Below are 12,692 nucleotides of genomic sequence, written 5' to 3' on the forward strand. Positions count from 1 at the left end.
GGTCAACCGGTCACCACTCGCCATGCGGGTACGGGAACTCGCGACCATCAGCCCGGACGATCGCGGCGAACTCGGCCAGCGGTCGCGTCAAGTCGCCGTAGCGGACCAGGTCGTCGCGGTACAGCCTCCCGCAGCTCATGTCGAACCCGACCACGTGCTGCTTCCCGTCGGGATACCCCAGGACGATCCGGTACTGCGGCCGGATCAGCAACGAGCAGGCCCTCAGCACACCTCCCCCCTCCTCGACCGGGTACTCCGGGGACAGCTCGTTCATCGCGCGCACCACGGCCGCGACGTCGTGGCCGATCTCGGCGCGGAAGTCGAGGTGCGTCGGTCCGGTGTACGCGCAGAGCAGGGCGTTCACCGCGGACTCGTCCGCCACCGGGCCGGCCGGCCCCACCGACCCGGGCCGGCCGACGGCTTCGGCGGGGCACTCCAGGACTGGCGTCGAGACCACCGGCAGCGGCGGGGTGGCCACCGGGTGCTCCTCCCGCACCGAGCCGAACCACTGGGCGCCGACCAGCGCGCCGGCGGTCACCGCGACGACGGCTCCGGACGCCACCGCCCCGCGGACCCGGCGGCGGCGCCGCACCCGCCGGCCCACCTCCGCCAGCCGGTCGACCTCCGGCAACTCCGGCACGGCGTCGGTCAACAGCGCGCGCAAGCCCTTCACAGCACTACCCCCTCGTCCATCAGCGCCTTGAGCACGGTGTCCTCCCTGAGCGCGGCGAGCGCCCGTGACGTGTGCGTCTTGACCGACCCGGTGGAGCAGCCCAGCACGCGGGCCGCCTCCTCCACGCTGCAGTCCTCGAAGAACCGCAGCACCACCACCGCCCGCTGCCGGCTGCTCAACCGCGCGAGCCGGCCGCGCACCGCCAGGCGCACGACCGCGTCGCCCGCCACGTCGTCCCGCGTCACGGTGTCCGGCACCGCGGCGGACGGCGTCTCCGCGCGCCACCGCCGTCGCCACCAGGTCATGTACGTCGTGTAGAGCACGCGTCGGGCGTAGGCGCCCGGCTCGTCCACCTTCGACCAGCGCTCCCACAGCCGGACGAGCGCCACCTGCACCAGGTCCTCGGCCTTGTGCGCGTCGCCGGTGAGCAACCAGGCCGCGCGGACCAACGAGTCGGACCGCTCGGCGACGAACTCGGCGAACCCCTCCGGCGATCCCGGATCACTGCGCATCAGCACCTCCACCCCCAAGACGACCCGGCCCTCGGAGTCGGTTGACACGTCGTCACCACGGTTCCACCTATCGTGGAATACAGGTCCTCTCACAAGTGGGAACCCCTTGACAGCAAGGGTCCCGACCACGAGAAGAGGAACGATCATGAAAAGCAGGGTGATGGCCGCCGGAGCGGCAGTCGCGGCGCTGGTGTTCACGGCCACTCCGGCGCTCGCCACGCAGACCTTCGAAGACCGGGTTTTGAGTCTGACGAACGGGGAACGCGCCGCGGTCGGCTGCCCGGCCCTCACCGCGAACGCCCAGCTCGACGCGGCGGCCAGGCGGCACTCCGACGACATGGCGCGCACCGGGAACTTCAGCCACACCGGCTCGGACGGCAGCACAGCCGGGCAGCGCGTCACCGATGCGGGGTACCCCTTCCGCATGATGGCGGAGAACATCGCCGCCGGTCAGGGCACGGCCGACGAGGTCGTGCGGTCCTGGATGAACAGCGAGGGCCACCGGGCGAACATCCTGAACTGCGAACTGCGGGACCTGGGCCTCGCCCTCGCCGTGGACGGCAACAACAGGACCTACTGGACGCAGGACTTCGGCGTCACGGGCTGACGGGTCACGGCTGACTCGACCACACCGCCCTCACCGGGCACCCGACGCCGACCACCTCGGTCAGCGGTCCCGGACCTCCGCCACCAGTCCGCGCAGCCCGGCGAAGGAGATCTCCCCCGGCGCGGCCTCGATGCCCACGCCGACCGACCCGTCCAGCGCGGGGAACGTGCTGGTCACCGCCGGGACGACGGCGTCGAGCACAGTTTTGATCATCACCCCGCCGACGCCGGCCGGCCGCGCGGCAGCCGCCCATGAGGAACGCCACCCGGCCGGCTGGGGAAAACCCCGGCGGTGATGTGCCCCGGACCGTCGCCCCTGGCAGGATCGGGGTGTGAGTGACATTCAACGTGTTGGAGTGGTGGGCTCGGGCCTGATGGGCTCCGGCATCGCCGAGGTCTGCGCGCGAGCGGGCCTGGACGTGCTGGTGGCCGAGGTCGACCCGGACGCCACGGAGGCCGCGCGGGGGCGGATCGCCTCTTCGCTCGGCCGAGGGGTGCGCAGCGGCAAGCTGTCCGCCGAGGACCGGGACGCCGCACTGGAGCGCCTCCGGTTCACCACCGACCTCGCCGACTTCGCCGACCGCAACCTGGTCGTGGAAGCCGTCGCGGAGAACGAGCAGGTCAAGACCGAGGTGTTCGCGACGCTGGACAAGGTCGTCGTGGACCCGGACGCGATCTTCGCGTCCAACACCTCCTCGATCCCGATCATGAAGCTGGGCATGGCCACCAGCCGTCCCGAGCAGGTCATCGGCGTGCACTTCTTCAACCCGGTGCCGGTGCTGAAGCTGGTGGAGCTGGTGCCGTCGCTGCTGACCGGCGACCAGACCAGGGCCAGGGCCGAGGAGTTCGTGACCGGGGTGCTGCACAAGGAGGTCATCCGCTCGCAGGACCGGGCCGGGTTCGTCGTCAACGCCCTGCTGATCCCCTACCTGCTGTCGTCGATCCGGATGCTGGAGTCCGGGTTCGCCAGCGCCGACGACATCGACAACGGCATGGTGCTCGGCTGCGCGCACCCGATGGGTCCGCTGCGCCTGACCGACCTGATCGGCCTGGACACCACCAAGGCGATCGCCGAGTCGATGTACGAGGAGTTCAAGGAGCCGCTGTACTCGCCGCCGCCGCTGCTGCTGCGCATGGTGGACGCGGGACTGCTGGGCAAGAAGAGCGGGCGCGGGTTCCACAACTACGCGTCCTGAGCCGGCCCACCGCCCGGACCGGGTGGTCGCGGGGCCGTCGATCCCGGTGATCGGCGGCCCTGCCCGCACGTCCGCCGACGCTCTACCACAGCGCCGGTGCCGCAGTCACGCGAACAACTGCGCGAACAATTAACACCAGCGTCTCGAATGGTGGAGAGCATTAGCCGGCAAACGATCGACGGTACCTCGGGGCGAGGCGGGGGCAAAATGCCACGATCCGTCATCGAGCGCGGTCGCGCGATTACTGCGAAAGGCTGACGAAGAGCTCGTCAATAGGCCGTTCGGAGTAGTCTTGATTACCGGCGCCGGCCTCGGGGTTAGTGATCGACAGGACCTGTGACCTGCCTTTAGAGTGCCCTACGTCACGCTACGGCCGGCTGGTGGACAACATTGCTTCGCCTAGCGTAACTTTCGACTCGCCCCCCACGAGGAGAACCCCGCCTTGGACCCTCAAAATGTATCCGTGCGCGATTTCACGGGTCGACAGCTCAGCGCCCTGTTGCATTCGCTGGGTATCACGGATAATACCGTCAAATCCGTAGGACTACTCGCGGACGCACTCGGACCCGGCGGCCTCCGACCGGTTTCCACCAACCCGTCCTGGCCTTCCGACGTCGCCGACGACCACACCCCGGTCGAGTTCTCGACGGCGTTCGCGGCAGGTGAGTCCCCGACCCTCCGAACGATCGTCGAACCCACCGCGACCAGGCCTTCTCGTGCGGCCAACACGGCGGCGGCGCTCGCCGCGCTGGACCGGATGAAGCGCCGCGGCGACGTGGACACCGGTCGTTTCGACGCGGTCAAGGGCCTGTTCCTGCCGGAGCACCCGGAACAGGATTTCGCGTTCTGGTACTCGCTGGTTTTCCGGCGTGCCGAGGCGCCCGTGGTGAAGGTCTACTTCAACCCGGAAGTGCGCGGTGAGGCCGCGGCCGAGGAACTGGTGCGAGAGGGCCTGGAGCGGACCGGTTTCGCCGCCGGTTTCCCGGTGTTGCGCAACCACGCGGTCACCCGGCCCGGACTCGACAAGTATTCCTTCTTCGCCCTCGACCTGGTCGAACAACGGCGGGCGCGGGTGAAGGTCTACATCTCCCACCACGCCGCCGATGTAACGGACGTCACGCGTGCCGCGAACGCCGCGCGGGGTGTCGATGTGGACAGGGTGCCCGATTTCTGCTTGCTCACCGGTGGCAGCACCGGCACGTTCGACAAGCGCCCGCTCATTTCCAGCTACACGTTCCTGGACGGCGACGCGGGCGCGCCGAGCGGCTATTCCCTGTACGTGCCGATCCGGGACTACGTGACCGACGACGAAGAGGCCCGCCGCCGGGTGCTCGCGGTGATGGCCAAGTACGACCTGGACCCCACGCAGTTCGACAGCGCGCTGCGCACCATCGCGCGACGTCCGCTGGACGAGGGCGTCGGGCTGATCGCCCACGTGTCGTTGCGCATGGGCAGGCCGCGTCCCGGAATCACCGTCTACCTCTCGTCCGAGGCCTACGACGTGGCTTCGCCGCGCTCGGTCAGCCTGGCAGGCTAGGAGTCACCCATGCCCACGATGGAGCCGTACCGCATCAAGGTCGTGGAGCCCATCCCGATCACCACCCGCGCGCACCGCGAGCGGGCGCTGGCCGCCGCCGGGTACAACCCGTTCAACCTCGCCGCCACCGATGTGACGATCGACCTGCTCAGCGACTCGGGCACCGGCGCCCTGTCCGCCGAGCAGCAGGCGGCGGGGCTGCGCGGTGACGAGACCTACGCGGGTGCGCGCTCCTACTACCGGTTCCACGACGTGGTGAAGGACCTGACCGGCTACCCGCACGCGTTCCCCGTGCACCAGGGGCGCGCGGCCGAGCGGATCCTGTTCACCGCGCTGCTCCGGCCGGGCCAGGTCAGCGTCAGCAACACGCACTTCGACACCACGCGGGCGAACGTCGAGATCCTCGGCGGGCAGGCCGTCGACCTGCCGTGCCAGGCCGCCAAGAACCTCGACGACGACGCGCCGTTCAAGGGCGACATCGACCTCGACGCGCTGGAAGCCATCCTGTCCGGACCGCGGGACGTCGCCCTCGTACTGCTCACCATCACCAACAACGGTGGTGGTGGGCAGCCGGTGTCGATGGCCAACATCAAGGCGGCGGCCTCGATCGCCCGCCGCCACGGCGTGCCGTTCTTCCTCGACGCGGCGCGCTTCGCGGAGAACGCGTGGCTGGTCACGCAGCGGGAGCCCGGCTACGAGCACCACACACCGCGGCAGGTCGCGGAGGAGGCGTTCCGGCTGGCCGACGGGTGCGTGGCGAGCCTGAAGAAGGACGCGATCGTCCACATGGGAGGGTTGCTCGCCCTCCGCGACCCCGAGCTGGCCGCCAAGTGCGAGCTGCTGCTGATCGCGACCGAGGGTTTCCGCACCTACGGCGGTCTCTCCGGCCGTGACCTGGAGATGCTGGCGCAAGGCCTGCTGGAGGTGACCGACCCGGAGTACCTGCGGGCCAGGGCGGACGCCACCGCGTACGTGGCGGAGTTGGCGCAGGCGGCGGGGGTGTACAGCGTGCGGCCGACCGGCGTGCACGCGGTCTACCTCAACGCCGGGCGCCTGCTGCGGCACCTGCCGCCGAGCCGGTTCCCGGGGTTCGCCCTGGCCACCGAGCTGTACCTGGCCGGCGGCATCCGGTGCGCCGAACTCGGGTCGCTGTACCTCGGCGGCCTGGACGACGCGGGTGAGCTGCTCGAACCCGCGCCGTACGAGCTGGTCCGCCTGGCCATCCCGCGCCGGGTCTACACGCAGAGCCACCTGGAGTACGTCGGCGAGACGCTGGCGGAGATCGCGAAGGACCCCGAGCGCGTGCCCGGGTACCGGTTGACGCACGCGCCGAAGCTGTTGCGGCACTTCAACTGCAGGCTCGAACCGGTGGTGTAGGCGGACGGGTGACCGGTTCCCCCGGTCACCCACCTCCGGCCGCGGCGGCGGTCGTCGACCCGTCAGGCCATGGCGTCGAGCCGGTCCATGGTGTGCTGGATCAGGCTCACCAGCACGGTCTTGGCCGACTCGCGGTCCCGCGCGTCGCACAGCACGAGCGGGATGGCGGCGTCCACGTCCAGCGCCCGGCGCACCTCGTCGACCTCGTAGCTGTGCGCGCCCTCGAAGCAGTTCACCGCGATGATGAACGGGATGCCGCGCCGCTCGAAGAAGTCGATCGAGGGGAAGCTGCTGTCCAGCCGCCGCGTGTCGACCAGGATCACCGCGCCGATCGCGCCGTAGGCCAGCTCGTCCCACATGAACCAGAACCGGTTCTGGCCGGGGGTGCCGAACAGGTACAGCACCACCTCGGGGTTGATGGTGATGCGGCCGAAGTCGAGGGCGACCGTGGTCGTCTCCTTGGACTCCAGGCCCAGCACGTCGTCGACCCCGACACCGGCCTCGGTGAGCAGCTCCTCGGTGTGCAGCGGGGGTATCTCGCTGACCGAGTTGACCATCGTCGTCTTCCCGGTGCCGAAGCCACCGGCGATGACGATCTTCACCGGGGTGGGTACGAGCAGTTCCCCACCCGGCCGCTCAGATTCCACGGACGCCATCCAACACCGCCTGGAGCAGGTTCCGGTCCGGCACCTGCGGGACTCGGGAGGGGTCACGGATCACGACGTCACCGCGTTGGATGAGGTCGCTCAACAACACCTTGACGACGACGAGCGGCACATCGAGGTACGCGGCGACCTCCGCCACGGACAGCGGACGCCGGCACAGCTCCATGATCTCCATGTGCTCGACCGACAGCGCGTCCGGGTCCGACGGCGACGGCATCGCGCGCACCTGCGTCACCAGGTGCAGCTCCGGCCGCAGCGGACGGGTCCGACCGCGCACCATCGCGTACGGGCGGACCAGCGGGCCCGCGGCCTCGTCGTACCACCAGTCCTGGCCCGCCATCAGGAGGACCTTCGGGCGGCGGGCAGGCTCGCCGCGGCGGTGCCGCGCGGCGCCGACGACAGGTACGTGCCGACGCGCTTGACGAGCATGTTCATCTCGTAGGCGATCATGCCCATGTCGGAGTCCTCCTCACCGAGGACGGCCAGGCAGGCGCCGTGGCCGGCGGCCGTGACGAAGAGGTAGGCGTGCTCCATCTCGACGATGGTCTGCCGCACCGCGCCGCCGCCGAAGTGCCGTCCCGTGCCGCGGGCCAGGCTCTGGAACGCCGACGCCATCGCGGACAGGTGGTCTGAGTCGTCCTTCGACAGCCCGGGCGAGCGACCCAGCAGCAGACCGTCGGCCGAGAGGACCACCGCGTGCCGAGCTCCGACCACCCGGTTGACCAAGTCCTCCAACAACCAGTTCAGTTCGTTGTGCTGGCTGGTCATGTCGTTCATCGGGTTGCCTTTCCGGTTTCCAGTCGTCCGGCCACTGCTGCTGATCAGGGTTCGAGGTCGTCGGCGGGTGTCCGACGGGCGTCGCGCGTGCCGCGTTGGAACGCCGACAGGCCCTTGCGGACTCTTTCGGCGGACTTCTCGGGGTCGACCTCGGGGAGCGGTTCGGGCGAAGGGTGGAAATCGTTGCGCACCAGCTGCGGCGCCAGGTTCTGCTGACGGCGCCTGCGTGGCAGTTCGGGTCGGTCGGCGACGGCGGCGGCCGACTCCGGCTCGTCCGCGGGCCACTCGGACGTGGCCCGCTTCCGCTGCGGCAGTTCCAGCTCGCCGCTGCGCTGCGACAGGTCCAGCCCGCCGCTCAGTCGTTCGACCTCTGGGAGGGGATCCTGGGTGACAGCGGCCTCGGCCTGGGCCCAGAACCCCTCCAGGTCTCGGGAACTGTCGGGAAACCTGGCGTCTCGCACTGAGTCGTCGCCCTGCTCCGGGATGTCGTGGAAGGAGCGACGGGGCAGCTGCCGGGTCTCGGCGGGCTCCGTCGCCGTGGTGGGGCCCGCGACGATCGCGGACGGGATCAGCACGAGCGCCAGCGTGCCGCCGTAGGGCGAGTCGCGCAGCTCGACGTGGACGCCTCGGCGGGCGGCCAACCGGGCGACCACGAACAGGCCGAGGCGGGACTCGCCGCGCAGGCGCATCGCGTCGAACTCCGGCGGGTCGGCCAGCATCGCGTTGTGCTGCTCGCGGTCCTCGGGGTTGATGCCGAGGCCGTGGTCCTCGATCTCCACCACGATGCCCTGCGGCACCTCGCTGGCGTGCACCTGCACCTGGGAGCGCGGCGAGGAGAACGCCGTGGCGTTGTCCACGAGCTCGGCGATCAGGTGGATGGTGTCGGCGACGGCCGCGCCGACCAGCGCGGTGTCCGGCACGGGGTTCACCTTGACCCGCACGTACTGCTCGGTCTCGGCGACGGCGGCGCGCAGCACGTCGAGCAGGCGCACGGGCTTGCGCCACTGCCTGCCGGGCTGCTCGCCCGCGAGGATGATCAGGTTCTCCGCGTTGCGGCGGGCGCGGGTGGCGAGGTGGTCGAGCTGGAACAGCGCGTCGAGCTGCTCGGGGTTCTCCTCCTCGCGCTCCAGCTTGTCCAGGATCTTCAGCTGGCGGTGCACCAGGCCCTGGTTGCGGTGCGCGATGTCGAGGAAGACCCGGTTCACACCTTCGCGCGCCTGGCTCTCCTTGACGGCCGCGGCGACGGCGGTGTACTGGGCGGCGTTGAACGCGTCCGCCACCTGGCCGATCTCGTCGCTGCCGTAGTCCAGCGGCGGCACCTCGACCTCGACGTCGACGTGCTTGCCCTCGCGGAGCCGGTCGACGATGTCGGGCAGCCGTTCGTGCGCCAGGGTCAGCGAGTCCTTCTTCAGCGCCGTGAGCCGCGTGATCAGGGCCTTGTTGACCAGGCGGTTCGACGTGCGGATCGCGATCAGGATGCCGATGATCACGGCGAGCAGCGCGACCAGGCTGCCGATCAGCACGGTGCGGAACTTGCTCTCGCCGCGACCCATGGTGACGCCCACCGCGCTCGACGCCTGCTCGCTGACCAGCGCGGTCAGCTCGTCGGAGATGGGGCCGCTGACGTTCTGCCAGTCCTGCAGCGACCCGGCGTTGCTCGGCTTCGGGCCGTTCTGGATCAGCCTGCCCTCGAACTCGACCAGCCGCTTCCACTGGTCGCCCTCGATCATGAACTGGTAGTGCTCGCGCACCTCCGGCCGGGCGTAGGGCGCGATCGAGTCGTAGGAGGAGTGGTAGGCGCCGACGAGGTTGGCGAACTCGATGTGCTCCTCGGGCGTGAACTGCCCGGCGGCCAGGGCGCTGGAGGCGAGCGAGGTCGCCCGGGACATCCAGTCGGCGGCCTTGAAGTACTCGGTGGCGGTGATGGCGCCCTTCACGGCCTCGTGGTCCGGCACCACCCGCGCCTGCACGCTGAACAGCGCGTCACCGGCGTCGAGGAGGCTGTTGTAGTAGGTGTAGATCTCGGACTTCGAGGCCCGTTCGGCCTCCAGGGCGGAGCGGCGCTGCGGCAGCTGGTCCAGCAGCACGTTGAGCGCGTTGATCTTGTCGACGATCTCCTGCGGCGCCTGGGACGCCAGCTCCTCGAACGCCGCCCGCATCTCGTCGACCGCGCGGTCGGTCTCGGCCTGCTGCACCTCGAGGTCGCTGGTGCCGAGGGCGGGCTGGCTCAGCGCGGTCATGCTGAGCTCGCGCTCCTTCTGCAGCGCGGCGAACGTCTGGACCGCCGGGATCGACGCGTCCTTCACGCCGGAGGCGACGGCGCGGAGGTAGAAGCCGTCGAACAGGGTGTACGACGAGAACAGCGCCCACATGATGAGCAGGACGATGCTGGGGACGACGACGACACCCGTGAGTCGTGAACGGATCGTCTTGTAGTTCGTCTCCGTGGTGCTCTTCTGCTTCACAGCGCTCCGCAGCCTCGTCCGTTGCCAGGTCAGGCGCAGCACTAGGACCGCTGACTCTTCTTCACCCGATCGGCGACGGAACGGTAACACTCAAAGATCATCATTACGAAGAGACAGCGATCACTTGCGCGACGCGACGATCAGGCTACCCAGTCGAGTGATCCCGCGAACAGGGGGCCGATGTGAACTTCTTCGCATCGGCCCCCTCACTTTCACGGCTTCGGCACCGAAACGACGTTGTACGTCGTCGTGGGGGTGGGAGGGGTGGTGAAACGGGCGTTGGGCAGGTAGAGGCGGCCGGCGAACGACGCGACCGTGGTCGGCACGTCGAACCGCGCGTCGGTGATCTTGGTCACGAGCGTGCCGCGCGACCCGTCCCTGGCCAGGGAAAACACCGAGATCACGTTGAGCCGGTTCTGCACGACGTACAGCGTGCGGCCCTCGACCAGCAGCCCGTCGCCGTTGGTCAGCACCTCGCCGCCCAGGTCGACGGCGGTCGTCACGCCGGAGCGCGCGTCGACCCGGTGCAGTTGACCGGTGTTGCTCTGGACGATCAACAGCGCTTTGCCGTCAGGGGTCTCCGAGATGCCGTTGGCGTTGTTCACCCCCGGAGTCAGGACGAAGTCGCCGGACAGCGGAATCGCGGTGTGCGAGTCCGGCAACGACCCGTGCCGGCCGAACGGGACGCGATAGATCATCGCCTTCCGCGAGTCGGTGAAGTAGGCGGCGGCGTCGGTGATCACGACATCGTTGATGAACGTATTCGCGTCGGGCGCGAACCGGTAGGACTTGAGGATCACTCCCGTCCGGGCGTCGACGACCCGCCCGTCGCCACCCGCGCCGCCGGCCACGAACAGCCGCTTGCGCGAATCGACCTTCAACCCGACCGAGGCCGTGCCGGGCCCCTGGCTGAACACCTCGCCGTGCCCGGTGCGGAGGTCGACGCGGAACAGGTCCCCGTCGGCCCGCGACCCGAAGTAGGCGGTCGGCGCGGCCCCGATCGCGATGCCCTCCGGCAGGAACGCGTCGGGCAGTGCGAACTCGACGGGGAACGGGTGTGCTTGCGCTGCGGCGGCGGGCGCGGCGGTGACGAGGGAGACCCCCAGCACCACGGCCGCCAGCGCGCCGAGTGTGCGAGACATGACCACTCCTTCTTCGCTCTTGAGGCGTCCCGGGAGTGTTTCGCAGCGCTCGACGCGCGTGAAGCTTCCACAGTGAATCGACAGGAGCCTGTGAGCCGCGTGCGCGATTGGCACTCCCTCGGAGCACCTCTCCCGTCGCGGGAGTTAGGGGTCGATTGAGATAACGAAACGGTAACGCCCAGGTCGCGGACCGGGTTCGGTACGTATGCCACTTTGTCCACCGCCCACCGGCGGTCGGGGGTTGAACGCACACATGCGCGTACCTACGACGAGGTGACACATCCATGACGCGAAACCAGGGGCGGCACCGCTTCTCCCGGCGCACGAAGCTGACTGCCGGCGTGACCGGGCTGGCGCTCACGATCGGCCTGGCCGTCGCGATCAGCACCACCGGCGATCAAGGCACCGCCCAGGCGGACGGGGCCGACATCTCCCTGTTCGTCGACATCACGAAGCAGCAGCGCAACGTGCGGACGCCCCAGCCGCGACGGGGTGCGAGCACCGGCACGTTCACCGTGGACTGCGGCCGCAACGAGAACGGCCACTTCAACCCGGACAACTTCATCGCGCAGCCGGGCGTCCGCAACGGCGCCGAGCACCTGCACGACTACGTGGGCAACGTGTCGACCGACGCCGACTCCACGAACGAGAGCCTGCTCGAAGCCGACACCACCTGCCGCAACGGCGACAAGTCGGCCTACTTCTGGCCGGTGGTCCGGATCGACCGCGAGAACGAGGACGAGGAGCCGGGCGAGCCGGCCGGCGCCGAGGTCGAGTGCCCGGACGTGCAGCGCAAGCTGCGCAATGTGCCCCGCCAGGCCAAGGCCGAGGTGGACCGCAACATCCAGGCGATGAAGGACCAGATCGTGGAGGCCAACGCCAAGCTGAAGGCCGCGGCGAACGTCGACGACCCGAACTTCGTCAACAACGCGGTCCTCCGACCTCTGCGGGACAAGCGGACCGCGGCGATCGACCGCATCGTCCAGGCCATCGACCGGGTCGGCCAACGCCCCCGTGGCCTCAAGAGGCTCGCGCCGTGCACGGTGAAGGACGGCGACGCCAACGACGTCAAGGTCGCCGAGGCGGCGCGGGAAGCCGAGGCCGACGCGCCGGAGAAGGGTGACGGCAAGAGCGTCAGCGACGAGAACGAGCTGCCCGGCAACGAGGGCGAGATCCAGCGGCCCGAGGTCGTGGACATCACCTTCCGCGGCAGCCCCGTCGGCAAGGTCGAGGCGATGCCGCAGTTCCTCCGGGTCCTCTACGGCGACGCGAAGGTCTCCACGAACGGCCCGAAGAACGCGCGCAACTCGTGGACCTGCACCGGGTTCGAGGACAAGGTGCTGATCGACAAGTACCCGATCTGCCCCGAGGGCCGCAAGGTCAAGCGCGTCCACGACTTCAACAGCTGCTGGGACGGCAAGAACACCGACAGCGCCAACCACCGCGACCACGTCGTCGCGCCCGACCAGGACGGCAGGTGCCCGAAGGGGTTCAAGGCCGTGCCGCAGCTGCGGATCAGCCTGACCTACGACATCCCGCGCGATGTCCAGCTGGCCGGGCAGTACGCGGTCGACGCCTTCCCGCAGGAGGAGCACAACCCGTTCTCCGACCACAACGACTTCGCGAACGTGATGTCCGAGGAGATCATGAACCGACTGGTGCAGTGCGTGAACTCCGGCCGCCGGTGCAAGGAGTGACGGCGCTCCAGGCGGCCTTCGCGAGGTGAGGAGACGTCATCCCCG

13 protein-coding genes are annotated in these 12,692 nt (G+C 69.5%); 5 read left to right on the forward strand and 8 right to left on the reverse strand.

Going from position 1 to position 12,692, the window contains the following annotated elements:
- Positions 1-10: 10 nt before the first annotated feature.
- Together ACQPYE_RS24385 and ACQPYE_RS24390 are read right to left on the reverse strand one after the other, a co-directional pair.
- Entirely contained in the window at positions 11-673 is a 663-nt protein-coding gene (locus tag ACQPYE_RS24385; RefSeq protein WP_498714704.1) for a hypothetical protein, read from the reverse strand.
- Positions 670-1,233, reverse strand: a complete 564-nt coding sequence (locus ACQPYE_RS24390) for a SigE family RNA polymerase sigma factor (protein ID WP_498714705.1) — start codon at positions 1,231-1,233, stop codon at positions 670-672. Before ACQPYE_RS24390 ends, ACQPYE_RS24385 begins: the two co-directional genes overlap by 4 nt.
- A 97-nt stretch (positions 1,234-1,330) precedes the next feature.
- Between ACQPYE_RS24390 and ACQPYE_RS24395 the strand changes: the two genes are divergently transcribed.
- Positions 1,331-1,792, forward strand: coding sequence for a CAP domain-containing protein (locus tag ACQPYE_RS24395; RefSeq protein WP_498714706.1), 462 nt, complete (start codon positions 1,331-1,333; stop codon positions 1,790-1,792).
- 60 nt (positions 1,793-1,852) lie between these two features.
- Here ACQPYE_RS24395 and ACQPYE_RS24400 read toward each other — a convergent pair whose 3' ends face one another.
- A complete protein-coding gene (locus tag ACQPYE_RS24400) occupies positions 1,853-2,005 on the reverse strand; it encodes a hypothetical protein (protein WP_498714707.1) in 153 nt (50 codons plus the stop codon).
- A gap of 118 nt (positions 2,006-2,123) precedes the next feature.
- Between ACQPYE_RS24400 and ACQPYE_RS24405 the strand changes: the two genes are divergently transcribed.
- The 3 genes from ACQPYE_RS24405 to ACQPYE_RS24415 all read left to right on the forward strand — a co-directional run bounded on the left by ACQPYE_RS24405 (position 2,124) and on the right by ACQPYE_RS24415 (position 5,901).
- Positions 2,124-2,987: a 3-hydroxybutyryl-CoA dehydrogenase gene (locus ACQPYE_RS24405; RefSeq protein ID WP_498714708.1), complete on the forward strand. Its 864-nt coding sequence runs from the start codon at positions 2,124-2,126 to the stop codon at positions 2,985-2,987.
- Between the two features lie 463 nt (positions 2,988-3,450).
- A complete protein-coding gene (locus ACQPYE_RS24410; RefSeq protein WP_498714709.1) occupies positions 3,451-4,524 on the forward strand; it encodes a tryptophan dimethylallyltransferase family protein in 1,074 nt (357 codons plus the stop codon).
- A gap of 9 nt (positions 4,525-4,533) precedes the next feature.
- Positions 4,534-5,901 (forward strand): tryptophanase, encoded by a 1,368-nt coding sequence (locus ACQPYE_RS24415; RefSeq protein WP_498714710.1) that lies wholly within the window; start codon positions 4,534-4,536, stop codon positions 5,899-5,901.
- A 62-nt stretch (positions 5,902-5,963) separates the two neighbouring features.
- On the opposite strand, the gene ACQPYE_RS24420 is transcribed toward ACQPYE_RS24415, so the two are convergent.
- From ACQPYE_RS24420 to ACQPYE_RS24440, 5 genes are all read right to left on the reverse strand, one after another.
- Entirely contained in the window at positions 5,964-6,557 is a 594-nt protein-coding gene (locus ACQPYE_RS24420) for a GTP-binding protein (protein ID WP_498714711.1), read from the reverse strand.
- Positions 6,538-6,906, reverse strand: a complete 369-nt coding sequence (locus ACQPYE_RS24425; RefSeq protein WP_498714712.1) for a DUF742 domain-containing protein — start codon at positions 6,904-6,906, stop codon at positions 6,538-6,540. Before ACQPYE_RS24425 ends, ACQPYE_RS24420 begins: the two co-directional genes overlap by 20 nt.
- A complete protein-coding gene (locus tag ACQPYE_RS24430; RefSeq protein ID WP_230565585.1) occupies positions 6,906-7,343 on the reverse strand; it encodes a roadblock/LC7 domain-containing protein in 438 nt (145 codons plus the stop codon). Before ACQPYE_RS24430 ends, ACQPYE_RS24425 begins: the two co-directional genes overlap by 1 nt.
- Positions 7,344-7,387: 44 nt before the next feature.
- Complete coding sequence (locus ACQPYE_RS24435; RefSeq protein WP_498714713.1) at positions 7,388-9,808, reverse strand: sensor histidine kinase; 2,421 nt, start codon at positions 9,806-9,808, stop codon at positions 7,388-7,390.
- 212 nt (positions 9,809-10,020) lie between these two features.
- Complete coding sequence (locus ACQPYE_RS24440) at positions 10,021-10,950, reverse strand: SMP-30/gluconolactonase/LRE family protein (protein ID WP_498714714.1); 930 nt, start codon at positions 10,948-10,950, stop codon at positions 10,021-10,023.
- Between the two features lie 284 nt (positions 10,951-11,234).
- Between ACQPYE_RS24440 and ACQPYE_RS24445 the strand changes: the two genes are divergently transcribed.
- A complete protein-coding gene (locus ACQPYE_RS24445; RefSeq protein WP_498714715.1) occupies positions 11,235-12,647 on the forward strand; it encodes a DUF1996 domain-containing protein in 1,413 nt (470 codons plus the stop codon).
- The last annotated feature ends 45 nt before the right edge of the window (positions 12,648-12,692 follow it).

The organism is Actinosynnema sp. CA-299493 (genome assembly GCF_050946825.1).
Classification (GTDB): domain Bacteria; phylum Actinomycetota; class Actinomycetes; order Mycobacteriales; family Pseudonocardiaceae; genus Actinosynnema.